This window comes from Streptomyces sp. LBL (assembly GCF_029893585.1).
Classification (GTDB): Bacteria; Actinomycetota; Actinomycetes; order Streptomycetales; family Streptomycetaceae; genus Streptomyces.
Map to the genome: position 1 here is coordinate 76,024 of NZ_JARXYX010000012.1, position 23,794 is coordinate 99,817.

Here is a 23,794-nt window from a genome sequence, read left to right on the forward strand (position 1 = left end):
ATGTCGGGGTGGTGATCGTGGCCAACAGGGGTAAGTTCCCAGCATGGTAGGCAGCACCCACACCGTGACCAACCAGCCCCCGCCGCTGCTGGGATACGACGTCTTCACCGCCGACCGAGCCCTCACGGCGGCAGTGGAGCGGCACACCGACCCCGAGCTGCTCGATGAGGTACGCAGCGAGTTGACGGCGCTCGGCCGGGCTTCCGGTTCTGCGCAACTGCAGGAATGGGGGGCGCAGGCGAACGAGAACCCGCCGAGACTGCGCACCCACGACCGCTTCGGGCACCGTCTCGACGAGGTCGAGTTCCATCCCGCCTGGCACCGCCTGCTCGGCAAGGGCGTCTCCGCGGGCCTGACCGCGGCCTGGTCCCGGCCCGGCGGCCACGTCCGGCGGGCGGCCGCGTTCCAGGTGTGGACGCAGGTCGACGCGGGCAACCTGTGCCCCCTGTCGATGACGCACGCCGCGGTACCCGCCCTGCGCACCGATCCCGCGCTCGCCGCGGAGTGGGAGCCCCGGCTGACGTCCATGGTCTACGACCGCGGGCTGCGGCCGGCCGGTCTCAAGGCCGGGGCGTTGTTCGGGATGGGCATGACGGAGAAGCAGGGCGGCAGTGACGTACGCGCCAACACGACAGCCGCCACACCGCTCGCCGAGGACGGGACCTACCGACTGACCGGGCACAAGTGGTTCTGTTCGGCGCCGATGTCGGACGGTTTCCTGGTGCTGGCGCAGGCCCCGGAGGGGCTCACCTGTTTTCTGGTGCCGCGGGTGCTGGAGGACGGGTCCCGCAACGTCTTCATGATCCAGCGCCTCAAGGACAAGCTGGGCAACCGGTCGAACGCCTCCGGCGAGGTCGAGTTCGACGGGACCTGGGCGCGTCGGGTCGGCGAGGAGGGGCGCGGGGTGCGCACCATCATCGAGATGGTGGCGGCGACCCGGCTGGACTGCGTCCTCGGTTCGGCCGGCCTGATGCGGCAGGCCGTCGCCCAGGCGGTTCACCACTGCACCTACCGCGAGGCCTTCGGCGGCACGCTCGCCGACAAGCCCCTGATGCGCAACGTCCTGGCCGATCTCGCGCTGGAGTCGGAGGCGGCGACCACGCTCGCGCTGCGGCTCGCGGCCGCCTACGACGACGGGAGCGAGCAGGAGCGGGCGCTGCTCAGGATCGCGGTGCCGGCCGCCAAGTACTGGGTGACCAAACGGTGTACGTCGGTGGTGGTCGAGGCCGCCGAGTGCCTGGGCGGCAACGGGTACGTGGAGGAGTCGGGCATGCCCCGGCTGGTGCGCGAGTCGCCGCTGAACTCGGTCTGGGAGGGCGCGGGCAACGTCCAGGCGCTGGACGTGCTGCGGGCGTTGCAGCGGGAACCGCAGGCCATGAACGCCTACCTCCTGGAGGTCGGCAAGGCCCGCGGCGCCGACCACCGTCTCGACGCGGCGGTCAAGGACCTGCTGACCGAACTCGGCGACCTGGACGGCGGCGAGGGGCGGGCGAGGCGGCTGGCCGAGCGGCTCGCGCTGGTGCTCCAGGGCTCGCTGCTCGTGCGGTACGCGCCCCCGGAGGTGGCGGACGCGTTCTGCGCGGCCCGCCTGGGTGGCGACGGGGGGTCGGCTTTCGGGACGCTGCCGAACAGCCTGGACCTGGCGTCGGTGGTGGAGCGGGCACGTCCGGAGTCGTGAGCCGTCGCGGGCCCCGCGGGGCCTGTCGGGATCCGCGGGGCCTGTCGGGATCCCGGAAGGCCTCTCGGGATCCGGACGGCCGGTGGCGTGATCGGGCCCTGCTCGACCTGGCGTACGGCCATGGTTGAGGGGTGGTGCCGCGCCGACACGGCACCACCCCCGCCGCTGGGCCCGTTCCGGACCGGTGAGGCCGCTCGGAAGGACGTCACTCAAGTTTCGGACACCGGAGGCCGGACCACCAGGGTCGCTGGGGGTTGCAACTTGTCGGCGTCTGTGTGCGGACCGGATCCCTCCGCCCCGGACAGGCGACACCATGAGACGGACAGGCGCGACGGTCGGGTCAGCCGTGGCCGAAAGACGACGTCCACCAGTTGTTCCGAGCCCTCCGGGAGGAACCGAGCCCTCCGGGAGGAACCAGTGGCGCTCTCGCCGACGGACATGACGCAGCTCGCCGCCGTGGACTCGGCGCGTGCGGCGCGCGTACTCAGCCGGCAGGACGAAGGGCTGTGCCGACGTGACAATATGGGCGCCCTCAGGGTGCATCTTCCGCATACTTGCAGGTTCTTCGCCCCCCGCGGTGCCTGACTGCCGTAGCATCCCTCTTCGGGCCACCCCATCTGTTCCTCGGTCAACGTACGGATCGTCAGGCACAGTTGGCTCGCCTCGGGAGGATGCATGACATATCGCGGCAGACACCGCCGGCGCAAGCGGGGCAGAGCGCTGCGCGCGTTTCTGGCCGGGACCGCTCTCGCACTGACCGGCGCGGCCACCATCATCAGCGTTTCGCAGGCCACGGTCGACGGCAGCCCCGGGGCCCTCAAGCCGCTCTCCGCGGCCTCCGACACCGCCCCTCTGCGCTTCCAGGAGAACCGGGTACCGCAACGCAGCCTCGACCGGCTCGCCTCGGAGATGGGGACGCCGGTCGGCGTCGACGCCGTCCTCGACGGTGCCGACCGCACCCTGCGCACAGCGGAGTCCTGCGCGGCCGACGAACGCAAGGCGCTGCCCGTCGAGCCCGCCGCCACCCGCGCCTACTGCTGGAACGCCGCCGACGCCGGCTCATGGCGGCCCGGCGCCGTCACCACCTCCGGGGACGCCGACGACGACGGCGTCTGGGGCAGCAACCGCGTGATCCTCTCCGGCTGGTCCGAGGAGAGCAGCACCCCCGGCCACTCGCTCGCCCGGGTCGCCTTCGTCGACGCCGACGACCTGGGCCGGCTGCGCTACACCTGGGTGCTCCTGGTCGTTCCGGTCGAGGGCGGCCGCGACTACCGGGCGCTCGCCTCACGACTGTCCGGCATGGTCTGGTACGAGGACAAGCTGCTGGTCACCGCCGACGACAACGGGCGCGACGCGCTGTACGTGTACGACATGAACCGCGTCCAGCGCACCTCTGTGGCATCGTCCACGATCGGCCGGGGGGGCGGCGGCTGGTCGGCGCGCGGCTACCGGTATGTGCTGCCCGCCGTGGGGTCCTACCGGCTGACCGGCGCGGACGGCACCGCCCCGACGAGCATCTCCCTGGACCGCACCACATCACCCGACAGCCTGGTCGCGAGCGCGCGGCCCGCCACCGGCAGCCACCGGCCCGCCCTGCTGTGGCGCTACTCCTTCGCCACGGCTCCGACTCCGTCGCCCCGGTCCGGGCTGCTGGCCACCGACACCGCCGGGTACGCCGACCCGACCGAGGCGTACGAGACAGAGGGGGCCGACATCGGGGGTGTCCTGTCGTACCGCTCCGACTGGTACGTGGCCCGCGTCGGCACCGGCGACGGACACGGCACGCTGTGGCGGCAGACCGCGGACGACGCCCGGGCCACCCGATGCGGGTCCGAGGAGCGCCGCAACTGCTGGAGCCCGGACACCTCGTCCCTCTCCTACTGGGCGGAGAGCGGCGAGGTGTGGACCCAGTCGCAGCGGATGCTCTTCGCGCTGCCGTTGGCCTCGGTCGCCAGGTCGCTCGGATAGCGGAGCGGGCCGGCAGACCGGGAGCCAGCGGGCAGGGCGGGCCGGACGGCTTCCCCCGGACGGCTCCCGGCTCCCCCGGGGTGGCGCTCCCGGCTCCCCCGGAGGGGCTCCCCCGGACGGCTCCCGGCTCCCTCGGGCCACCCCTGGCCGCCCCCGGCGGCGATCGACAGATCGTTCGAGCTCGTGATTTCCTGGCCGCCATGACCACCATCCCCGTGACCACCTGGTCCCTGGAGCAGACCGCCCCGACCGACCTCCTGCCGGCCGCCGCGCCGGAGGGGGACGTGCGGATCGTGCGCTCCGAGATCCCCTCCCCCGAGTTCAGCCGTTTCCTGTACGCGTCGGTCGGCGGTGACGTCCGCTGGACCGACCGGCTGGGCTGGACGTACGCGCGGTGGCAGGAGCACCTGGACCGGCCGGGCGTGGAGACGTGGGTGGCGTACGACCGCGGGACACCCGCGGGATACGCGGAGCTGGAGGCCCAGGACGACGGCGCCGTGGAGATCGTCTACTTCGGGCTGCTCCCGTCCTTCCGCGGGCGGCGGATCGGAGGACACCTGCTGTCGTACGGTGCTGCCCGTGCCTGGGATCTCGCGGACCGCCGGCCCGGACTGCCGCAGACCAAGCAGGTCTGGCTGCATACCTGCAGCCTGGACAGCGAGCACGCGATGGACAACTATCTGCGCCGGGGCTTCCAGCTCTTCGACACCCAGGTCGAGGAGAAGCCCCAGGTGTCCGCGCCGAGCCCCTGGCCCGGCGCTCACCCGGTCTGAACCGCTCTGAACTGCTCCGACGTGCGCCGACATCCTCTGACCCGCTCTGACCTGCGCAGACCTGCGCGAACAGGGTCGCGCCCCACAGTGTGTGACGGACACCACGTTTGTCTCACCATACGGGACCAGGATGTCCGCATGGCGGACAAAGCTGGACTGTGTCCAGATCGCCGTGACACGCTTCCGTCATGTCCGGAACTGGAATTGCCTTGGTGAGTCGGCGGCACGTCGACCTCGGCCGCATGTCCAGCGCCATCTGTCCGGCGAGCTGAGAGCCCGGCGCCGCCCGACACCTCTTCCTTTGAGTCTCACCCCGCGCAACGACGCGCATCTCCCCCATGCGCCCGCACGCGCAGGTCAGAGCCGCTTTCCGCCTGTCCCGAAGGACGTATCAACCATGGCCGCCACCCCGCAGAACCCTGCCGCCGCGACTCCCCGCCGCAAGGTGAGCCGTCACCGCGGTGAGGGTCAGTGGGCCGCGGGGCACCACACCCCGCTCAACGGCAACGAGCAGTTCAAGAAGGACGACGACGGTCTCAATGTGCGGACACGCATTGAGACGATCTACTCGAAGCGCGGCTTCGACTCGATCGACCCCAACGACCTTCGCGGCCGGATGCGCTGGTGGGGCCTGTACACCCAGCGCAAGCCCGGGATCGACGGCGGCAAGACCGCCATCCTGGAGCCGGAGGAGCTGGACGACCGGTACTTCATGCTGCGCGTCCGCATCGACGGCGGCCGGCTGACCACACGGCAGCTGACGGTCATCGGCGAGATCTCGCAGGAGTTCGCGCGCGGCACCGCCGACATCACCGACCGGCAGAACATCCAGCTGCACTGGATCCGGATCGAGGACGTGCCCGAGATCTGGAACCGCCTGGAGGCGGTCGGTCTGTCCACCACCGAGGCCTGCGGGGACACGCCCCGCGTCATCATCGGCTCCCCGGTCGCCGGTATCGCCGAGGACGAGATCATCGACGGCACCTGGGCCATCGACGAGATCCACCGCCGGTTCATCGGCAGCAAGGAATTCTCCAACCTGCCCCGCAAGTTCAAGACGGCGATCTCGGGTTCCCCGCTCCTGGACGTCGTCCACGAGATCAACGACGTGGCGTTCGTCGGCGTGGAGCACCCCGAACACGGCCCCGGCTTCGACCTGTGGGTCGGCGGCGGGCTGTCCACCAACCCGAAGATCGGCGTCCGGCTCGGCGCCTGGGTCCCGTTGGAGGACGTCCCGGAGGTGTGGGCGGGCGTGGTCGGCATCTTCCGCGACTACGGCTACCGGCGCCTTCGTACGCGCGCCCGCCTGAAGTTCCTCGTCGCCGACTGGGGCCCGGAGAAGTTCCGCCAGGTCCTGCAGGACGAGTACCTCAAGCGCGAGCTGGCCGACGGCCCGGCCCCGGCCCAGCCGCTCGCCCGCTGGCGCGACCACGTCGGCGTGCACCGGCAGAAGGACGGCCGTTTCTACGTCGGGTTCGCCCCGCGGGTGGGCCGGGTGGACGGCACCACGCTGACGAAGATCGCGGAACTCGCCGAGGCGCACGGCTCGGGCCGGGTGCGCACGACCGTCGAGCAGAAGATGATCGTCCTCGATGTCGCGGAGGCGCAGGTCGAGTCGCTGGTCGGGGCGTTGGAGTCGCTGGACCTGACCGCGAGGCCCTCCCCGTTCCGGCGCGGCACCATGGCCTGCACCGGCATCGAGTACTGCAAGATCGCCATCGTCGAGACCAAGCAGCGCGGCTCCTCGCTGATCGACGAGCTCGAACGCCGGATCCCGGAGTTCGACGAGCCGATCACCATCAACATCAACGGCTGCCCGAACGCCTGCGCGCGTATCCAGGTGGCGGACATCGGTCTCAAGGGCCAGCTCATGGTCAACGACGCCGGCGAGCAGGTCGAGGGCTACCAGGTGCACCTCGGCGGCGCACTCGGCCTGGAGCCCGGGTTCGGCCGCAAGGTCCGCGGCCTGAAGGTGACGGCCGACGAACTGCCGGACTACGTCGAGCGGGTGCTCAAGCGGTTCCAGTCCGAGCGCGAGGACGGCGAGCGGTTCGCCACCTGGGCCGCGCGCGCCGACGAGGAGGCCCTCTCATGAGCGGGCGGGCCGCCCCCTTCTACTGCCCCTACTGCGGCGACGAGGACCTGCGGCCGAGCGAAGCCTCGGACGGCGGCCACGGCGCCTGGGAATGCGCGGCATGCAATCGCGCATTCCAGCTGAAGTTCCTCGGGCTGCTGGCCCGGGGTGTTCAGCGAGCCGACGACGGAGGGGACCGGATATGAACACGGTTCAGGAAGAGCGCACCGCCGAGGAGATGAAGGCGCTCGCCGAGCAGGCGGGCCGCGACCTGGAGGACGCCACCGCGCTGGAGATCCTCCAGTGGGCGGTCGACACCTTCGGGGGACGCTTCTGCGTGACCTCCTCGATGGAGGACGCGGTGGTCGCCCACCTGGCGTCCCGCGCGCGGAAGGGCGTCACCCCGGTCGACGTGGTCTTCCTCGACACCGGCTACCACTTCCCCGAGACCATCGGCACCCGGGACGCGGTGGAGGCCGTGATGGACGTCAACGTCATCACGCTGACGCCGAAGCAGACGGTCGCCGAGCAGGACGCCGAGTTCGGCCCGAAGCTGCACGACCGCGACCCCGACCTGTGCTGCAGGATGCGCAAGGTCCAGCCGCTCGAAGAGGGCCTGACGAACTACCTGGCCTGGGCGACCGGTCTGCGCCGCGACGAGTCCCCGACCCGGGCGAACACCCCGGTCGTCGGCTGGGACGAGAAGCGCCAGAAGGTCAAGATCTCCCCGATCGCCCGCTGGACCCAGGACGACGTGGACGCGTACGTCGCCGAACACGGCGTCCTGACCAACCCGCTGCTGATGGACGGCTACGCCTCCGTCGGCTGCGCCCCCTGCACCCGCCGGGTCCTGGCGGGCGAGGACGCCCGGGCCGGCCGCTGGGCGGGCCGCAACAAGACAGAGTGCGGGCTGCACGGATGACCGACACCCAGACCCACCAGTCCCATCGGATTCAGGAGAACCACGTGACGACCGGAGCCACCGTCTGGCTCACGGGTCTGCCGAGTGCCGGCAAGACCACCATCGCGTACGAGCTGGCCGGCCGACTGCGCGCGGAGGGCCAGCTCGTCGAGGTGCTCGACGGCGACGAGATCCGCGAGTTCATCTCGGCGGGCCTCGGCTTCAGCCGCGAGGACCGGCACACCAACGTACGGCGCATCGGTTTCCTCGCCGAACTGCTCGCCCGTAACGGAGTCACGGCACTGGTCCCGGTCATCGCGCCGTACGCCGACAGCCGTGAGGCGGTGCGCAAGCGCCACCAGGAGAGCGAGGCGGCGTACGTCGAGGTTCATGTGGCCACCCCGGTCGAGGTGTGCAGCGAGCGGGACGTCAAGGGCCTCTACGCCAAGCAGGCGGCGGGCGAACTGACGGGGCTCACCGGCGTCGACGACCCGTACGAGGAGCCCGTCTCGCCCGACCTGCGCATCGAGTCGCAGCACCAGACGGTTCAGGAGTCCGCGGCGGCGGTCCACGCGCTGCTCACCGAGAGGGGACTGGCATGACGACGACCATAGCCAAGGTCGAGGAGGGTACGGGAACTCCGTACACCCTCTCGCACCTGGACGCGCTGGAGTCCGAGGCCGTCCACATCTTCCGCGAGGTGGCGGGCGAGTTCGAGCGGCCGGTGATCCTTTTCTCCGGTGGCAAGGACTCCATCGTCATGCTGCATCTGGCGCTGAAGGCGTTCGCTCCCGCGGCGGTCCCCTTCACGCTGCTGCATGTGGACACCGGGCACAACTTCCCCGAGGTCCTCGACTACCGTGACCGTACGGTGGAAAAGCACGGGCTGCGGCTCCATGTGGCCTCCGTACAGGACTACATCGACCGCGGTGTGCTGAAGGAGCGTCCGGACGGCACCCGCAACCCGCTGCAGACCCTCCCGCTCACCGAGAAGATCCAGGCCGAGAAGTTCGACGCCGTCTTCGGCGGCGGGCGCCGGGACGAGGAGAAGGCCCGCGCCAAGGAGCGGGTGTTCTCGCTGCGGGACGAGTTCTCCCAGTGGGACCCGCGCCGCCAGCGCCCCGAGCTGTGGAACCTGTACAACGGCCGGCACGCCCCCGGCGAGCACGTCCGCGTCTTCCCGCTGTCCAACTGGACCGAGCTGGACGTGTGGCAGTACATCGCCCGCGAAGGCATCGAACTCCCGGACATCTACTTCGCCCACGAGCGCGAGGTGTTCGCGCGCGGCGGGATGTGGCTCACCGCCGGCGAGTGGGGCGGCCCCAAGGACGGCGAGAGCGTCGAGAAGCGGCAGGTCCGCTACCGCACCGTCGGCGACATGTCCTGCACCGGCGCCGTCGACTCCGACGCGACCACGCTGGACGCCGTGATCGCCGAGATCGCCGCCTCCCGGCTGACCGAGCGGGGCGCCACCCGCGCCGACGACAAGATGTCCGAGGCCGCGATGGAAGACCGCAAGCGCGAGGGGTACTTCTGACATGACCGCCACCACCGAACCCACCGAGCCGCTGTCGGTCGAGCAGCTGTCGGAGACGACCCTGCTCAGGTTCGCCACCGCCGGGTCCGTCGACGACGGCAAGTCCACCCTCGTCGGCCGGCTGCTGCACGACTCCAAGTCGATCCTCACCGACCAGCTGGAGGCCGTGGAACGCGTCTCCGCCAGCCGCGGCCAGGACACGCCCGACCTCGCGCTGCTGACGGACGGCCTCCGGGCCGAGCGGGAGCAGGGCATCACCATCGACGTGGCGTACCGCTACTTCGCCACGCCCCGGCGCCGGTTCATCCTCGCCGACACGCCCGGCCATGTGCAGTACACCCGCAACATGGTGACGGGTGCCTCCACGGCCGAGCTGACGGTGATCCTGGTCGACGCCCGCAACGGCGTCGTCGAGCAGACCCGCCGGCACGCCGCGATCGCCGCGCTGCTGCGGGTCCCGCACGTGGTGCTCGCGGTCAACAAGATGGACCTCGTCGAGTACAAGGAGCCCGTCTTCGCCGCCATCGCCGAGGAGTTCACGGCGTACGCGAGTGAGCTGGGCGTCCCGGAGATCACCGCGATCCCGATCTCGGCGCTCGCCGGTGACAACGTGGTGGAGCCGTCCGCGCACATGGACTGGTACGGCGGGCCGACCTTCCTGGAGCACCTGGAGTCCGTCCCGGTCGCCCACGACCTCAGCCACTGCCACGCCCGGCTGCCCGTGCAGTACGTGATCCGGCCGCAGACCGCCGAGCACCCCGACTACCGGGGCTACGCGGGACAGATCGCCGCCGGTTCGTTCCGGGTCGGCGAGTCGGTCACCGTACTGCCGTCCGGCCGGGCCACCAGGGTCACCGGCATCGACCTCCTCGGCGAGCCGGTCGACGTGGCCTGGACCACGCAGTCGGTCACCCTCCTGCTGGAGGACGACATCGACATCTCCCGCGGCGACCTGATCGTGCCCAGCAAGGACGCCCCGCCGACCACCCAGGACATCGAGGCGACCGTCTGCCATGTCGCCGACGCGCCGCTGACCGTCGGCCACCGGGTGCTGCTCAAGCACGGCACCCGCACGGTCAAGGCGATCGTCAAGGACATCCCGTCCCGGCTCACGCTCGACGACCTGTCCCTGCACCCGCACCCGGGCCGGCTCGTCGCCAACGACATCGGCCGGGTGAAGATCCGCACCGCGGAGCCGCTGCCGGTCGACTCGTACGCCGACTCACGGCGCACCGGCTCGTTCATCCTGATCGACCCGAACGACGGCACCACGCTCACCGCGGGCATGGTCGGCGAGTCGTTCGCCTCCCCGGAGCCGGTCAAGGACGAGTCCGACGACGACGGGTGGGACTTCTGACATGAACTGCCCCGACATCTACTCCACGTTCGCGAAGGAGGGCGGCCGCGTCGGCAGCGGCGCTCTCGGCAGCGGGCAGGGCGGGGTCGCGCGATGTGCGTGCTGACGTACGCGCACCGCCTGCGCGCCCTGTCCCCCCACCGCCGTAGACGAAAACCTGCCGACCTCCCGGCCACCGCCTGAAAGACCGTGACCGCCGGGCCAACGAGGGGAACGCCTCCCGTGCCTGTCCACCGCTCAGCTCTCCTTCGCCGCGGCCTCGCCGCCCTCACCGCTCTGCCCCTGCTCACCCTCGCCGCCTGCGGTTACGGCTCCGAGGCCAAGGACACCGACACCGCCAAGGTCGCCGCGGGGGCGAAGAAGATCGACGGGCTCGACTCCGTCAAGATCGGTTACTTCGGGAACCTGACCCATGGCACCGCGCTGGTGGGCGTGCAGAAGGGCTTCTTCCAGAAGGCGCTCGGCGCCACCAAGGCCTCGTACGCGACCTTCAACGCCGGCCCTTCGGAGATCGAGGCGCTCAACTCCGGCTCCATCGACATCGGCTGGATCGGCCCGTCCCCGGCGATCAACGGCTACACCAAGTCGAACGGCAAGAGCCTGAAGATCATCGGCGGTTCGGCCTCCGGTGGCGTCAAGCTGGTCGTCAACCCGGACAAGATCAAGTCCTTGAAGGACGTCAAGGGCAAGAAGATCGCCACCCCTCAGCTGGGCAACACCCAGGACGTCGCGTTCCTCAACTGGATCACGGACCAGGGCTGGAAGGTCGACGCGCAGAGCGGCAAGGGTGACGTCACGGTCGTCCGCAGCGACAACAAGGTGACGCCGGACGCGTTCAAGGCCGGTTCACTCGACGGCGCCTGGGTGCCGGAGCCGACCGCGTCGAAGCTGGTCGCCGAGGGCGGCAAGGTGCTGCTGGACGAGTCGACACTGTGGCCCGACAAGAAGTTCGTGATCACGAACATCATCGTGCGGCAGGCATTTCTCAAGGAGCACCCGAAGGCCGTCGAGGCGGTGCTGAAGGCCTCGGTCGAGACCAACAGGTGGATCAACGCCAACCCGGACCAGGCCAAGGCCGTGGCGAACAAGCAGCTGGAGGCCGACTCCGGAAAGGCCCTGAAGGCCAACGTGCTCGACCCGGCGTGGAAGTCGATCCAGTTCACCAACGACCCGCTGGCCGCCACGCTCAACTCCGAGGCGGAGCACGCGGTCAAGGCCGGCCTGCTGGAGAAGCCCGACCTCAAGGGCATCTACGACCTCACCCCGCTCAACAAGGTCCTCAAGGCCGAGGGTGAGAGCACGGTCGACGCCGCCGGTCTCGGCACCAACTGATCGCACGACCCGATGAGTTCCCAGGAGGTGACGACCATGGCCACGACCTTCGCCAAGGCCGCCGAGACCGTGGACAACGCGGCTCGCCTTGAGCACGTCTCGAAGTCCTTTGCCGGGCCCGGTGGGCAGCAGCTCGTCCTGGACGACATCAGCATCGATGTCGCGCCCGGCGAGTTCGTCACCCTCCTGGGGGCCTCGGGCTGCGGCAAGTCCACGCTGCTGAACCTGGTGGCGGGCCTCGACAAGCCCAGTACCGGGGCCATCACGACGGACGGCCGCCCGGCCCTGATGTTCCAGGAGCACGCCCTCTTCCCGTGGCTGACCGCGGGCAAGAACATCGAACTCGCCCTGCGGCTGCGGGGAGTCGCGAAGAACGACCGGCGCGACAAGGCCGAGGAACTGCTCCAACTCGTCCGACTCAAGGGCGCCCACGGCAAGCGGGTGCACGAACTGTCGGGCGGTATGCGCCAGCGCGTCGCGCTGGCCCGGGCGCTCGCCCAGGAGAGCAACCTGCTGCTGATGGACGAGCCGTTCGCGGCCCTCGACGCCATCACCCGGGACGTGCTGCACGACGAGCTGACCCGCATCTGGGCGGAGACCGGCGTGTCCGTCCTGTTCGTCACGCACAACGTGCGCGAGGCGGTCCGGCTCGCACAGCGCGTCATCCTGCTGTCCTCCCGGCCCGGCCGGATCGCGCGCGAGTGGACCGTGGACATTCCGCAGCCGCGCCGCATCGAGGACGCCCCCGTCGCGGAGTTGTCCATCGAGATCACCGAAGTACTGCGTGGGGAGATCCGCCGTCATGGCCAGCACTGAGACGAAGTCGACGCAGCCCTCCGGACTGGCGGGCATCGAGGCGGGGCTCGACGCGCTGGACGTCGTCACCCCCAGCGGCCGCGCGCCCTTCCGGCGGACCTTCGTCGACAAGATCCTGCCGCCGGTCCTCGCGACCGTGCTGCTGCTGGTGGTCTGGCAGATCACCTTCAAGATCGTCGATGACCCGACCAAGCTGGTCTCGCCCGTCGACGTGGGGCGCGAACTCCAGAACGCCTGGCTCGAGGGCAAGCTGCTCGGCTACATCTGGACCAGCGTCTCGCGCGGTCTGCTCGGCTTCCTCTTCGCCCTGGCCATCGGCACCCCGCTGGGCCTGCTGGTGGCGCGGGTGAAGGTCATCCGGGCGGCCATCGGGCCGATCCTGTCCGGCCTGCAGTCGCTGCCGTCGGTGGCGTGGGTGCCGCCGGCCGTGCTCTGGCTCGGTCTGAACAACTCGATGATGTACGCGGTGATCCTGCTCGGCGCCGTCCCGTCCATCGCCAACGGCCTGGTGTCGGGTGTCGACCAGGTGCCGCCGCTGTTCCTGCGGGCCGGCCGCACCATGGGCGCGACGGGCGTGAAGGGCACCTGGTTCATCATGCTGCCGGCCGCGCTGCCCGGCTACGTGGCCGGTCTCAAGCAGGGCTGGGCCTTCTCCTGGCGCTCCCTGATGGCGGCCGAGATCATCGCCTCCTTCCCCGATCTCGGCGTCGGCCTGGGTCAGTTGTTGGAGAACGGCCGCAACGCCAGTGACATGTCGATGGTGTTCGAGGCGATCCTGCTCATCCTGTTCGTCGGCATCGCGATCGACCTGCTGATCTTCAGCCCGCTGGAGCGGTGGGTGCTGCGCGCCCGCGGCCTGCTGGTGAAGAGCTGATCCCATGTACCACAAGCCCGTCCTCCTGGTGATCGCCCACGGCAGCCGCGACCCGCGGCACGCCGCGACGGTGCACGCCCTGGTACGCCGGGTGCGCGCCCTGCGCCCGGACGTACGGGTGGAGACCGGCTTCCTGGACTTCAACCTTCCCTCGGCACAGGGGGTGTTGGAGTCCCTGGCGGCGGAGGGCGTCCGTGACGTCGTGGCGCTGCCTCTCCTGCTGACCCGCGCCTTCCACGCGAAGGCGGACATCCCGGCGGTCCTGCGGAACGCGCCGCCGCAGCTGCGGATCCGGCAGGCCGAGGTGCTCGGCCCCTCCCCGCTGCTGCTCACCGCGCTCGAACGGCGGTTGTACGAGGCGGGGGTGACGCCCGCCGACAAGTCCTCGACCGGGGTCGTGCTGGCCTCGGCGGGGTCCACCGACCCGGAGGCGATCGCAGTGATCGCAGACATCGCGCGGGAGTGGCGGCACACCGGTTGGTGCGCCGTGCGGCCTGCGTTCGCCTCCGCAGCCCTCCCCCGCACCGAGGACGCGGTACGGGAACTCCGGGCGCTGGGCTGCTCCCGTGTCGCGGTCGCACCGTACGTCCTGGCCCCCGGCTTCCTGCCCGACCGCATCGCGCGGGGCGCGGCCGGGGCGGACGTCCTGGCCGCGGTGCTCGGCCCGGCGCCGGAGGTGGCGCGGGTACTGCTGAAGCGGTACGAGGCGGCACGGATGCCGGTGCTGTCGGCGCTGGGCGCCTGACGCGGCACGGATGCCGGTGCTGTGGTCGCTGGTCGCTGGTCGCTTGACGCCGGACGGTGGTGGGTGTGCGGCCGTGGATCGTAGGTCTTACGGCCGTGGGTCGTGCGGCCGTGGATCGTGCGGCCGTGGATCGTACGGTCGTGGATTGTGCGGCCGTGGATTGTGCGGCCGCCCGCGGTCCGACGCTCCCCTGTGACGCCGGTTCGCGGACGACCGCGAGCCGGGCACGGCATCCGGTTCTCGCGAACCTTCTTGCCGTGCTCGGCACTTGGTACTGCGCTCACTGCTGCGGAGGTGTCACAGCGGCAGGGATCTCAGGGTCGATTTCAAGCCTTCGTGGTTGCCGTGACCGAGGCCGCGGGCCCGGTGCCCGCCGCCGTCACCGCCGCGACGGTCACCGTGTACGAGGTACCGGGTTTCAGCCCGCCGATCACCCGGAACATGCCCTTGGCGGACGACTGGGTGACCAGGACGTCCCGGCCGGTGACGTCGACCGGGTCGCGGCCGTCGGAGACGGTCACCCGGTAGCCGACGACCTTGGCATCGCCCGTCGCGGTCGGCGGGGTCCAGGCGAGGGTGGCCGCGGTGGACGCCGTACGCAGCTTGGGACCCGTCGTGGCGCCCGGCAGGACGCTCACGGCCGTCGGCGTCAGCGGTGCGGACGCGAGGGACGGGGCGCTCGCACCGTACGCGTTGCTCGCCGTGACCGACACCGTGAAGGGACCGCCCGACGTCGGCAATTGGCTGATTTTCACCAGTGCCGTGCGCTTGAACTCGGCAGCGGTGATCGCCTGCTGGGCGACCTGCCGGCCGGTCGAGTCGTACGCCCGCGTCGTGTAGGAGGTCACCGGTGAGCCCCCGTCGGCGAACGTCGGGTTGAAGGTGACGTACAGCGCGTCCGGGCCCGCCGTGCTCGTGCCGACACGGGAGGGCGCCTCCGGGGCGGAGAGGGCGCCGACGCGGCGGCTCAGCAGGCCCCGGTAGGACGGTTCGAGCCCGGCGTTGCGCACCACGTCCTGCGGTACGTCGGAGAGGGACGTCATGATCTTGTTACCGGTGGTCACGAGGCCCTTGTTGTCCCCGTCGGCCGTGCCCTCCTCCCACCAGTTGCCCTTGACGAGCGTCGGGTCGTTGTTGCCCAGGTCGTCGCGGTAGTCGGTGTGCCGGGAGGCGACGTTGGCGTAGGAGGCGTGGTAGAGGACGTTGCCCTCGACGGTCTCGTAGGTGCAGCCGTTGTCGGTGTAGACGCTCTTGCCGAGGCCCCACTGGTCGCGGATCACGTTGCCGGTGACCTTCTCGCCGTCGGCCAGAGAGGTGCCGGTCAGTCCCTGGGTGTAGATGCCGCCGCCGTCGTCGAGCATCTGCATGTAGTCGAAGATCAGGTTGTTGCGGACGGCGTTGTCGTGGCTGGGGTTCGAGGTGGCCGCGTCGCCGATCTTGTCGGGCCAGCCGCCCCAGCCGAGGGAGATCGCGGAGTAGCCGACGTGGTCGATCTGGTTGTGGGCGATCGTGTTGTTCTGGGTGTAGCCGTTGACGATCGCGACGGTGCCGTGGTACTCGCGGGGCAGGCCGTAGAGGTGGTTGTTCGTCACCTGCACGCCGGAGGCCGGGGTCTTCCCGTCCACTCCCCCGATCGCCAGCCCGTTGCCGGAGATGTCGGTGAAGACGCTGCCGCTGACGGACGAGTCCTTGCTGCCCGTGCCCAGGTCCAGCCCGGCCGCGCCGAGGTGGGCGAACACGTCGTCGGTGAACTCGATGCGCTGTCCGTACGCGAAGGACAGGTTGCCGGGCATCTTCGTCCAGGACGCGAACGGGCAGGTCCCGCCCTCGACGTACTGGCACAGCCCCTGCGTGGCCCAGCCCCGGTCGCCGGTGATGGTGTAGCCGGCCTGGATCTCGGAGAAGCCCTCGGGCCCCGAGGGGGTCAGCCAGGTCGCGTAGCTGAACTGGAGCCCGCGGAAGGCGATGTCGTGGACGGGCGCGTCGGCCGTACCCCGTCCGTCGACGAGTTTCTCGGCCGCGGCCGCCTCGATGTCGGCACGGGCGAGGTTCTCGCCCTTGCGCGGCAGGTAGTAGACCTTCCGCGCGCTCTTGTCGAGGTACCACTCACCGGGCTGGTCGAGGAGTTCGTAGGCGTTCTCGACGTACGACGCCTTGCCGCCGTTGGTGAGGCGGCCCGGGCCGACCATGCTGACCGAGCGGCCCGGGATGTCGGGGAACTCGACACGTTTGTTGGTGTTGTCCCAGCAGGGCTGGACCATCGTGAGGGTGGTGTCCTCGGCGGCGGCGACGCGGCAGCGCGGTTCGGTCCACGCGCCGAGGCCGTTGCGCTCGATGTTCCAGAGGGGCTCGCCGCTGGTGTAGACGAACTCGGCGTCGGACGGGCGCTTCCAGTGGGCGATGGTGTCCGACGAGGCGGTGTAGCCGGTCGCCGTCTGGGTGAGGGCGACGGGCACGGCCCCGCGGGCCCGCTGTGCGCGCACACCGTCGACGTACAACTGCCGGGTGTCGGTGAGCCCTTGGGGTGCGGGCGCGGACCACAGGCCCTTCCGTCCGGGTACCGGGTTCCACCCCTCGACCTGGCGGCCGCCGCTGATGACGGTGGCGCCGGTGCCCTGCCAGATCACCCGGTGGCCGTGCGTACCGGAGTCGCGGGCGTCGAGGACGAGCGGGCCCGACTGCCGGTACGTACCGGAGGCGAGACGGACGGTCAGGTCGGACGTCAGGTTCGCGGCCCGTGCGCGGACCAGGTCGCGGGCGCGTTGCAGGGTGCGGACCGGATGCCGCGCGGTTCCGTCGGCGTGGTCGTCTCCGACGGGTGACACGTAGACGTCGGAGGACGCGGCCTGGGCCGGAGCTGCGAGGCCCGGGACACCGAGGGCCAGAACAGCGGTGACAAGGGTGACGAGGACGGCTCTTCGGTGCGTGGGCATGTACCCCTCCCGTGGGATCAGCCTGAACCCAACGTCGGGAAAGGTAGGAGCACTTAGGCGCCGCAGTCAATGAATGGGACAGAAACTGCCGCAATCCTTCCGACCGTCGGGAGATTCATCCGATCAATCGAAGAATGGCGAGCGGTGAGCGGCGAGCTGGAAGGGTCACTGGCCGCCGGGCGTGAACGGGGTCCCCTGGTGGAAGTAAAGCAGCCACCGCGGCTCCGTCCGCCGCCAGAGCGAACTCTGGTGTACGTGGCGGCCGTTGTGCGCGGTGTCGAAGGTCAACTGGACCAGGTCGGGGGCGAGTCGGACGCCCTTCATCCGGGAGACCGCGACCGGCGCGGTCTCCGCATCGGTGGTCGCGGCCAGGTCGGCGATGATCGAGGCCCGGTCCCAGTGCCGTCCGGAGGCGCCGAACTCGTGGAAGTCGGGGTGCAGCAGCGCCCCGACCAGCTCGGGGCAGCTGCGGACCTCCGGGGCGAGCAGCCTCAACTCGCCCTGGACAGCGGCCTCCACGGCCTGATCGCGGTCAGCCACCGGTCATCTCCACCAGCTTGACGACGGTGTTCCAGTTGCGGCTGGTGGCGATCACTCCCTTGTTCAGCCGGGGCTTGGACACGTGCACGCCGAGCTTGGAGCGGCCGAGGCCGTTCGGGGCGTACAGGTACAGGGCGCGGTCGCCGAGCCGGAACTCCTCCGGGAGGTAGGCCGCCCGGTCGATCTCCGCGAAGCGCTCCTCGCCGACGGAGGCGGAGAAGTAGGTGACGTGGAGCTGCTTGGCCTCCAACTCGGCGGCCGGGAAGGGACAGGCGTCGAGGATCGCCTTGAGATAGGCGTGGTCGCGCACGATCACGTCGACCGGGAAACCGAACCGATTCTCGATCGCGCCCGTGAGCTCGGCCGCCAGGGAGTCCTCGTTCCCGTGGTCGTCGGCGAAGGTGGCCTGGCCGCTCTGGAGGTAGGTGCGTACGTCGGCGTAGCCGAGGCCCTCCATCAGTGTGCGCAGGTCGGCCATCGGGACTTTTCTGCTGCCGCCCACGTTGATCCCGCGCAGCAGCGCCGCATACGTCGTCGTCATCCGCACACCATAGAGCGGACGCCGGGGCCGGCACGTGTTCGCCAGGACCGAGCGGGGCCCTGTCGGCGGAGCGGACACACCGGTAGTGGACCGGACATCGTGGTAGCGGACCGGACGCCCCGGTAGCGGAGCGGACACACCGGTAGCGGAGCGGACACCCCGGTAGATGTAAGGGGCCGCCGTCCTACCCAGTGGGGAGACCTGGCGTCCGGGGGGATGACTTCGGCCCGTGGGACCTCACCGGGGAGCACGACGAGATGGCTTTATCCGGCCCATACCTTCGAAGTGAAAGGTGGCGGCAGGGGGCTGTCACCGCTCACGAGGGGGCAAGCCCATCATGGGGAACGGAGATACGCGGGTGCGGGGCCTGGCCGCGCGGGCCGGTGGCTGGAGCGCTCGGCACCGATGGGCTGCCGTCGGGATCTGGGTGCTGTTCGTCGTCCTGGCGATGGGGCTCGGTTCGGCAGCGGGCCGGGTCGACGTCAAGGACAGCGACCAGCTGAAGGGCGAGACCCACACCGCCGCGAAGATCACCGAGGACGCCGGGATCGACGAGCCGGCCAGTGAGACCGTACTGATCCAGGCCAAGGGCGGCAGCCTCAAGGCCACGGACGCCGAGTTCCGCGCCGCCGTCACCGCGGTCGTGACCGCCGTCGAGGGGACCGGCAAGGTCACGGGCGTCACCTCGCCCTACGACACGGACACCATCTCGAAGGACGGCCGCAGCGCGCTGGTGCAGTTCGACATGCGCGGCGAGTCGGACACCGCGGGCGAGCGGATCGAGCCGGTGCTGAAGGCGGTCGAGGGGGTGCAGAAGCAGCACGCGTCGCTGCGGGTCGAGGAGATCGGCGGCGCCAGCATGATGAAGACGTTCGACGACGCGTTCGGCGACGACTTCCAGAAGGCCGAGTACTCGGCGGTGCCGGTGGCGCTCGGTATTCTGCTCATCGCCTTCGGCGCGCTGGTGGCGGCGCTGCTGCCGGTGCTGCTGGCCGTCACCGCGATCATGGCGACGATGGGCCTGATGGGCATCGTCAGCCATGTGATGCCCATGAGCGACACCGCCAACTCCGTGATGCTGCTGGTCGGTCTAGCCGTCGGTGTCGACTACTGCCTGTTCTATCTGCGCCGGGAACGCGAGGAGCGCGAGGCCGGCCGGGACGCGCAGACGGCCTTGAGGGTCGCCGCCGCGACCAGTGGCCGCGCGATCATCGTCTCCGGTGTCACGGTGTGCGTGGCGATGGCGGGCATGCTCTTCACCGGGCTCGCCGAGTTCGAGGCGATGGGCCTGGCCTCGCTGATGGTCGTGGCGGTCGCCATGGTCGGCTCCGTGACGGTGCTGCCCGCCCTGCTGTCGCTCCTGGGCGAGCGGGTCGAGAAGGGGCGGATCCCCTTCCTGCGCCGCCGTCGCCGTAACGGCGGCAACGGCGGCAACGGCGAGAGCCGGTTCTGGACGGCCGTGCTGAAGGGCGTGCTCGCCAGGCCCGTCGTGTCCGTGGCCGTGGCGGCCGGCGCGCTGCTCGCCATCGCGGCGCCGGCGGTCGGCATGAAGACGCAGAATCTCACCCTGGACCAGGAGTTCGGGGACTCGCTGCCCATCGTGCAGACGTACAACCGGGTCAACGACGCCTTCCCGGGCGGCTCCGAGCCGGCCGAGGTGGTCGTCAAGGCGGACGACATCAACGCCCCCGAGGTGAAGAACGCGCTCGCCGCCTTCAAGGACGAGGCGGTCGCCTCCGGTGCCTCGCGCGGCCCGGTCGAGATCAAGCTGCACGACGCGCAGAACATCGCGTATGTGTATGTCCCGCTGGTCGGCGGTTCCGACCTGGACAAGGCGGGGGCGAGCCTGGACAAGCTGCGCGACGAGGTACGTCCGGTCACGCTCGGCAAGGTCGACGGGGTCGAGGCGCCGATCACCGGTCAGGTCGCCGGGTCGAAGGACTTCAACGACCAGCTCGCCGGAGCCGTCGTCCCGGTCTTCGCGTTCGTCGTGGTCTTCGCCTTCGGGCTGATGCTGCTGTCCTTCCGCTCGCTGACCGTCGCGATCACCTCGATCGTGCTGAACCTGCTGTCGGTGGGCGCCGCTTACGGCATTCTCGTGGGTGTCTTCCAGCACGGCTGGGGCGCGTCGCTGGTGGGCGCGGAGGGCGTCGGAGCCATCATCACCTGGCTGCCGCTGTTCCTCTTCGTGATCCTGTTCGGCCTGTCGATGGACTACCACGTGTTCGTGGTCTCGCGGATCCGCGAGGCACGCCTGCGCGGCCGTACGACCCACGAGGCCATCCAGCACGGGGTGGTCACCACGGCCGGTGTCGTGACCAGTGCCGCGGTCATCATGGTGGCCGTGTTCGCGATCTTCGGCACGCTGTCCATGCAGTCCATGAAGCAGATGGGCGTCGGCCTCGCGGCCGCGGTGCTCATCGACGCGACGATCATCCGGGGTGTGCTGCTGCCCGCGGTGATGGCGCTGCTGGGCGAGCGCAACTGGTACCTGCCGAAGTGGCTGCACCGGCTGCCGGACCTCACCCACGACGAGGCGCCGGAGGCCGCCGTGACCCGGCCCGCGGTGCGGGACGACGAGGGTGAGCGGCTGGGGGTCTGAGCCCACCGGCACCGAACCACCCAGAACTGAGGGCCCGTTGGTCACCGGGGAGCCAGCGGGCCCTCTGCCGTGCGGGGTGCCGGGAGGGCTTCTGCCGTGCGGGGTGCCAGGGAGGCTGAAGGATCGGGGCACCGCGCCCCTGTCCCCTCCAGGGGTCGGCCGTCCGGGCCGGTGACGGTCACCGGCGCCGGCCGGCCGGCGGGGTCGGCGACGCGCTGTGCCGCGACGGCCGTGCAGGTGAGCTGGGCCGCGGCGAGGGCGTTCAACCGGTCCACACCGCCGGTTATTTCGATCGATACGCGGTCTTCCCGCACCGTCACCTGCACGAGACCCGACGTACGGGCTTCCTGCGGCACCTCGGTCGGAGCGTCCGTAGCCAGGGCGTCCGTAGCCGGGGCGTCCGTAGCCGGGGCGTCCGTGGTCGGGGCGTCCGTGGTCGGGGCGCGAGAGGGTGCGGGAGCTCTGGTCGGCGGGGCCATGGCCGACGGCAGCCCGGTGGTGATGCCGCCGGCCCGTTCCGCACCGGTCGGGCCCTGAAGCAGCATCTCCACGGCCGACTCGACGTCGACCGGCGCGACGGTCCGGCGGGGGACGCCGACCAGGGCGCCGTCCGCCACGAAGTAGACCCGGATCATCGGCACCACCCCACTGGCGGGACCGCCCGCCTCCACCACATCGGTCGCGGGGATACCGCAGGAGGCGAGCGCGCACAGAGCCGGGAGGAACAGCAGAACGGACCTGCGTACGGCACGCGCGGACCGGCGCGCGGCCTGCGCGGTGGATCGGGATCCGGCCTGCGCGGCCGATGATCGGTGTACGGAGGTCATGGTCGGTGCTCCTGGGGCAGCTCGTCGCTCCTCAGTGGGAGTTCGACGGTGAAGACGGCGCCACCCTCGGGCCGGTTCGCCGCGCGGACGGTGCCGCCGTGCACGCGGACGTTCTCCTCGGTGATGGCGAGGCCCAGGCCGCTGCCCTCGGTGCGGGTGCGGGCGGCGTCCGACTTGTAGAACCGCTCGAAGACATGGGGCAGCACGCTGTCGGGGATGCCGGGGCCGCTGTCCAGCACCTCGATGACCGCGAGCCGCTCCCCGCCTTCGTACAGGCGGAGTCGGACGGGCCGCTCGCCGTGCCGCAGGGCGTTGCCGACCAGGTTGGCTACAACTACGTCGAGCCGGCGCGGGTCGACGCGGCCGCGAAGGGCGTCGGGCGGCGGCAGCTCGACGTCGACCAGGTCGGTCCAGGCACGGTCGGCGAGCGTACGCCGCAGCGACTCGGCGAGGTCGATCTCGTCCAGGTGCAGCACGGCCGCGCCCGCGTCGAAGCGGGAGACCTCCATCAGGTCCTCCACCAGCCGGGCCAGCTTCACGGTCTCCTCGCTGATCAGCCGGACCGCGGTGGCGGTGTCCGGGTCGAGGCGGTCGGCGTCCTCGTCGAGGACGTCGGTGACCGCCGACATGGCGGCGAGCGGGGTGCGCAGTTCGTGCGAGACATCGGCGGCGAACCGGCGGGCCCGGGCCTCCATGTCGCGCAGTTCGGCGACCGACTCCTCCAGCGCGGCGGCCGTCTCGTTGAACGTGTGCGACAGATCGGCGAGTTCGTCGGACCCGTTGACGGCGAGCCGGGTGTCCAGCCGCCCCTCGGCGATACTGCGGGTGGCTCCCCGCAGCGCCCGCACCGGCCGCAGCACCCCGCGCGCGGCGAGCAGCGCCAGCAGCACGGCCAGCGCCAGAACGGGCACGGTGGCCCGCTGGACGGCGGTGACCAGGGCGTCGACGTACTGCCGTTCCCTGGTCTGCGGCACCGTCACGAAAACCTGGATCCCGGAGGGGACCACACCTTCCGCGGCGGGCAGGGCGAAGGCGATCGACATACCGACGACGAGTGAGGTGCGGTCGCCGCTGGTCACCCGCTGGAAGACGGTGGCCGGGCTGGTGTCCACAGCCCGGCGCAGGGCGGGCGTCAGCTTCTCGAACGGGTCGTCGGGGACGGAGGTGGCCCTCAGGTCTCCGTAGACGGCCAACACGCGCCAGGTCCCGGCGGGTTCCGCGTCGGCCACGTCGGCCGCGAACCGGCTCAGTGCGGCCTCGCCCGGTGGGAAGCCCAGATCCGGGGCGAGCCTGTTGACCTGGGTACGCAGCAGCTTGATGACAGTGTCCTGGCTCTGCTGGAGCACGCCCGTGCGCGCCTCGCGGAAGGTCAGGGCGCCGGTGGAGGCGGCGGCGAGGGCGGCGACGAGGGTGAACGCCACGACCATCCGCGTGCGCAGTCCCCGCAATTGGGGGGCGCCGAACCGCTTCCTCCGCGCACCCCGCCCCGAGTCCTCTCCCGGGCCCTTTCCCGAGCCCTCTCCTGAGCCCTTTCCCGGGCCCTCTCCTGAGCCCTTTCCCGGGCCCTTTCCCGAGCGTCTCCCCGAGCCCCTCACCGCGACGCGAACCTGTAGCCGAAGCCGCGCACGGTCTGGATGTAGCGGGGTTCCCGCGGCGGCTCACCCATCTTGGTGCGCAGCCGCTTGACGCAGGCGTCCACCAGGCGGGCGTCCCCGTGATAGCTGTGCTCCCAGACCGCCTCGAGGAGCTGCTGTCGGCTGAACACCTGACCGGGCGAGGCGGACAGGGTCAGCAGCAGTCGCAGTTCGGACGGGGCGAGCGCGACCGGATCTCCCCGCCAGGACACCACCAGTCCGGCCCGGTCGATGGACAGGTCCCCGTAGGTGTCGATCTTCGGTATGCCGCCCTCGGCGGGCGGCCCGGCCGCCCGGCGCAGCACGGCCCGGATCCGCGCCTCCAGCACCCTGGCCCGCACGGGCTTGACCACGTAGTCGTCGGCCCCTGCCTCGAGTCCTACGACGATGTCCTCGTCGTCGCCCCGTGCGGTCGCCATGATGATCGGCAAGGTCTGGTCCAGGGAGCGCATCCCCCGGCACACGTCCAGGCCGGGCATGCCCGGCAGCATCAGGTCCAGCACCACGACGTCCGGCCGGAAGGACCGCAGCCGCTCCAGCCCCTCCTCGCCGGTCTCGGCGGCGGCGACCTCGTGCCCCTGGCGACGCAGGGCGAGGACGACGCCCTCCCGCACGGCACGGTCGTCTTCGATCAGCAGAACGCGTGGCATGCGCTCAGTATC

At 70.8% G+C, this 23,794-nt stretch carries 21 protein-coding genes; 15 read left to right on the plus strand and 6 right to left on the minus strand.

Going from position 1 to position 23,794, the window contains the following annotated elements; genetic code table 11:
- Nucleotides 1-43: 43 nt before the first annotated feature.
- The 14 genes from M2271_RS16620 to M2271_RS16680 all read left to right on the plus strand — a co-directional run bounded on the left by M2271_RS16620 (nucleotide 44) and on the right by M2271_RS16680 (nucleotide 14,055).
- A complete protein-coding gene (locus M2271_RS16620) occupies nucleotides 44-1,678 on the plus strand; it encodes an acyl-CoA dehydrogenase family protein (RefSeq protein ID WP_280887996.1) in 1,635 nt (544 codons plus the stop codon).
- A gap of 675 nt (nucleotides 1,679-2,353) precedes the next feature.
- Nucleotides 2,354-3,646, plus strand: a complete 1,293-nt coding sequence (locus M2271_RS16625) for a hypothetical protein (RefSeq protein ID WP_280887997.1) — start codon at nucleotides 2,354-2,356, stop codon at nucleotides 3,644-3,646.
- Between the two features lie 200 nt (nucleotides 3,647-3,846).
- Entirely contained in the window at nucleotides 3,847-4,419 is a 573-nt protein-coding gene (locus M2271_RS16630) for a GNAT family N-acetyltransferase (protein WP_280887998.1), read from the plus strand.
- Nucleotides 4,420-4,607: 188 nt separating this feature from the next.
- Entirely contained in the window at nucleotides 4,608-4,691 is an 84-nt protein-coding gene (locus M2271_RS42515) for a putative leader peptide (protein ID WP_309486338.1), read from the plus strand.
- A 125-nt stretch (nucleotides 4,692-4,816) separates the two neighbouring features.
- A complete protein-coding gene (locus tag M2271_RS16635; RefSeq protein ID WP_280887999.1) occupies nucleotides 4,817-6,514 on the plus strand; it encodes a nitrite/sulfite reductase in 1,698 nt (565 codons plus the stop codon).
- Nucleotides 6,511-6,699, plus strand: coding sequence for a hypothetical protein (locus M2271_RS16640; protein ID WP_280888000.1), 189 nt, complete (start codon nucleotides 6,511-6,513; stop codon nucleotides 6,697-6,699). Before M2271_RS16635 ends, M2271_RS16640 begins: the two co-directional genes overlap by 4 nt.
- Nucleotides 6,696-7,415 carry a phosphoadenylyl-sulfate reductase gene (locus M2271_RS16645; RefSeq protein WP_280888001.1) on the plus strand — a complete coding sequence of 240 codons (720 nt, stop codon included), beginning with the start codon at nucleotides 6,696-6,698 and terminating at the stop codon, nucleotides 7,413-7,415. The genes M2271_RS16640 and M2271_RS16645 overlap by 4 nt, the downstream gene beginning before the upstream one ends.
- Nucleotides 7,412-7,996, plus strand: a complete 585-nt coding sequence (gene cysC, locus M2271_RS16650; protein WP_280888002.1) for an adenylyl-sulfate kinase — start codon at nucleotides 7,412-7,414, stop codon at nucleotides 7,994-7,996. The genes M2271_RS16645 and cysC overlap by 4 nt, the downstream gene beginning before the upstream one ends.
- The gene (gene cysD / locus M2271_RS16655; protein ID WP_280888003.1) at nucleotides 7,993-8,931 is read left to right on the plus strand and encodes a sulfate adenylyltransferase subunit CysD; all 939 of its coding nucleotides are present in this window, start codon (nucleotides 7,993-7,995) and stop codon (nucleotides 8,929-8,931) included. The genes cysC and cysD overlap by 4 nt, the downstream gene beginning before the upstream one ends.
- 1 nt (nucleotide 8,932) lies before the next feature.
- Entirely contained in the window at nucleotides 8,933-10,288 is a 1,356-nt protein-coding gene (locus tag M2271_RS16660) for a GTP-binding protein (RefSeq protein WP_280888004.1), read from the plus strand.
- Between the two features lie 222 nt (nucleotides 10,289-10,510).
- Nucleotides 10,511-11,620 (plus strand): aliphatic sulfonate ABC transporter substrate-binding protein, encoded by a 1,110-nt coding sequence (locus M2271_RS16665; RefSeq protein ID WP_280888005.1) that lies wholly within the window; start codon nucleotides 10,511-10,513, stop codon nucleotides 11,618-11,620.
- A 12-nt stretch (nucleotides 11,621-11,632) separates the two neighbouring features.
- Nucleotides 11,633-12,436 carry an ABC transporter ATP-binding protein gene (locus tag M2271_RS16670; protein WP_280888006.1) on the plus strand — a complete coding sequence of 268 codons (804 nt, stop codon included), beginning with the start codon at nucleotides 11,633-11,635 and terminating at the stop codon, nucleotides 12,434-12,436.
- The gene (locus tag M2271_RS16675; protein ID WP_280888007.1) at nucleotides 12,423-13,310 is read left to right on the plus strand and encodes an ABC transporter permease; all 888 of its coding nucleotides are present in this window, start codon (nucleotides 12,423-12,425) and stop codon (nucleotides 13,308-13,310) included. The genes M2271_RS16670 and M2271_RS16675 overlap by 14 nt, the downstream gene beginning before the upstream one ends.
- A gap of 4 nt (nucleotides 13,311-13,314) precedes the next feature.
- Nucleotides 13,315-14,055 (plus strand): sirohydrochlorin chelatase, encoded by a 741-nt coding sequence (locus M2271_RS16680; protein ID WP_280888008.1) that lies wholly within the window; start codon nucleotides 13,315-13,317, stop codon nucleotides 14,053-14,055.
- A 326-nt stretch (nucleotides 14,056-14,381) separates the two neighbouring features.
- On the opposite strand, the gene M2271_RS16685 is transcribed toward M2271_RS16680, so the two are convergent.
- The 3 genes from M2271_RS16685 to M2271_RS16695 form a co-directional block, all read right to left on the minus strand.
- Entirely contained in the window at nucleotides 14,382-16,988 is a 2,607-nt protein-coding gene (locus M2271_RS16685; RefSeq protein WP_280888009.1) for a fibronectin type III domain-containing protein, read from the minus strand.
- A 165-nt stretch (nucleotides 16,989-17,153) separates the two neighbouring features.
- Nucleotides 17,154-17,528, minus strand: coding sequence for a DUF4440 domain-containing protein (locus M2271_RS16690; protein ID WP_280888010.1), 375 nt, complete (start codon nucleotides 17,526-17,528; stop codon nucleotides 17,154-17,156).
- The gene (locus tag M2271_RS16695; RefSeq protein ID WP_280888011.1) at nucleotides 17,521-18,069 is read right to left on the minus strand and encodes a DUF1697 domain-containing protein; all 549 of its coding nucleotides are present in this window, start codon (nucleotides 18,067-18,069) and stop codon (nucleotides 17,521-17,523) included. Before M2271_RS16695 ends, M2271_RS16690 begins: the two co-directional genes overlap by 8 nt.
- Nucleotides 18,070-18,406: 337 nt before the next feature.
- Between M2271_RS16695 and M2271_RS16700 the strand changes: the two genes are divergently transcribed.
- Nucleotides 18,407-20,671, plus strand: a complete 2,265-nt coding sequence (locus tag M2271_RS16700; RefSeq protein WP_280888012.1) for an MMPL family transporter — start codon at nucleotides 18,407-18,409, stop codon at nucleotides 20,669-20,671.
- 41 nt (nucleotides 20,672-20,712) lie between these two features.
- On the opposite strand, the gene M2271_RS16705 is transcribed toward M2271_RS16700, so the two are convergent.
- From M2271_RS16705 to M2271_RS16715, 3 genes are all read right to left on the minus strand, one after another.
- Nucleotides 20,713-21,498, minus strand: a complete 786-nt coding sequence (locus M2271_RS16705) for a hypothetical protein (RefSeq protein ID WP_280888013.1) — start codon at nucleotides 21,496-21,498, stop codon at nucleotides 20,713-20,715.
- Nucleotides 21,495-22,925, minus strand: coding sequence for a HAMP domain-containing sensor histidine kinase (locus M2271_RS16710; RefSeq protein ID WP_280888014.1), 1,431 nt, complete (start codon nucleotides 22,923-22,925; stop codon nucleotides 21,495-21,497). The genes M2271_RS16705 and M2271_RS16710 overlap by 4 nt, the downstream gene beginning before the upstream one ends.
- 164 nt (nucleotides 22,926-23,089) lie before the next feature.
- Complete coding sequence (locus M2271_RS16715) at nucleotides 23,090-23,782, minus strand: response regulator transcription factor (protein ID WP_280888015.1); 693 nt, start codon at nucleotides 23,780-23,782, stop codon at nucleotides 23,090-23,092.
- Between the last annotated feature and the right edge of the window lie 12 nt (nucleotides 23,783-23,794).

What these genes read in the sequence shown, in the direction of transcription:
- M2271_RS16710 (WP_280888014.1), bottom strand. Translation starts at nt 22,925, where the DNA reads ATGGTCGTGGCGTTCACCCTCGTCGCCGCCCTCGCCGCCGCCTCCACC.
- M2271_RS16695 (WP_280888011.1), bottom strand. Translation starts at nt 18,069, where the DNA reads ATGACGACGACGTATGCGGCGCTGCTGCGCGGGATCAACGTGGGCGGC.
- cysC (WP_280888002.1), top strand. Translation starts at nt 7,412, where the DNA reads ATGACCGACACCCAGACCCACCAGTCCCATCGGATTCAGGAGAACCAC.
- M2271_RS16700 (WP_280888012.1), top strand. Translation starts at nt 18,407, where the DNA reads ATGGGGAACGGAGATACGCGGGTGCGGGGCCTGGCCGCGCGGGCCGGT.
- M2271_RS16680 (WP_280888008.1), top strand. Translation starts at nt 13,315, where the DNA reads ATGTACCACAAGCCCGTCCTCCTGGTGATCGCCCACGGCAGCCGCGAC.
- M2271_RS16670 (WP_280888006.1), top strand. Translation starts at nt 11,633, where the DNA reads ATGAGTTCCCAGGAGGTGACGACCATGGCCACGACCTTCGCCAAGGCC.
- M2271_RS16705 (WP_280888013.1), bottom strand. Translation starts at nt 21,498, where the DNA reads ATGACCTCCGTACACCGATCATCGGCCGCGCAGGCCGGATCCCGATCC.
- M2271_RS16620 (WP_280887996.1), top strand. Translation starts at nt 44, where the DNA reads ATGGTAGGCAGCACCCACACCGTGACCAACCAGCCCCCGCCGCTGCTG.
- M2271_RS16685 (WP_280888009.1), bottom strand. Translation starts at nt 16,988, where the DNA reads ATGCCCACGCACCGAAGAGCCGTCCTCGTCACCCTTGTCACCGCTGTT.
- M2271_RS16640 (WP_280888000.1), top strand. Translation starts at nt 6,511, where the DNA reads ATGAGCGGGCGGGCCGCCCCCTTCTACTGCCCCTACTGCGGCGACGAG.
- M2271_RS16660 (WP_280888004.1), top strand. Translation starts at nt 8,933, where the DNA reads ATGACCGCCACCACCGAACCCACCGAGCCGCTGTCGGTCGAGCAGCTG.
- M2271_RS16635 (WP_280887999.1), top strand. Translation starts at nt 4,817, where the DNA reads ATGGCCGCCACCCCGCAGAACCCTGCCGCCGCGACTCCCCGCCGCAAG.
- M2271_RS16625 (WP_280887997.1), top strand. Translation starts at nt 2,354, where the DNA reads ATGACATATCGCGGCAGACACCGCCGGCGCAAGCGGGGCAGAGCGCTG.
- M2271_RS16645 (WP_280888001.1), top strand. Translation starts at nt 6,696, where the DNA reads ATGAACACGGTTCAGGAAGAGCGCACCGCCGAGGAGATGAAGGCGCTC.
- M2271_RS16630 (WP_280887998.1), top strand. Translation starts at nt 3,847, where the DNA reads ATGACCACCATCCCCGTGACCACCTGGTCCCTGGAGCAGACCGCCCCG.
- cysD (WP_280888003.1), top strand. Translation starts at nt 7,993, where the DNA reads ATGACGACGACCATAGCCAAGGTCGAGGAGGGTACGGGAACTCCGTAC.
- M2271_RS42515 (WP_309486338.1), top strand. Translation starts at nt 4,608, where the DNA reads ATGTCCGGAACTGGAATTGCCTTGGTGAGTCGGCGGCACGTCGACCTC.
- M2271_RS16715 (WP_280888015.1), bottom strand. Translation starts at nt 23,782, where the DNA reads ATGCCACGCGTTCTGCTGATCGAAGACGACCGTGCCGTGCGGGAGGGC.
- M2271_RS16675 (WP_280888007.1), top strand. Translation starts at nt 12,423, where the DNA reads ATGGCCAGCACTGAGACGAAGTCGACGCAGCCCTCCGGACTGGCGGGC.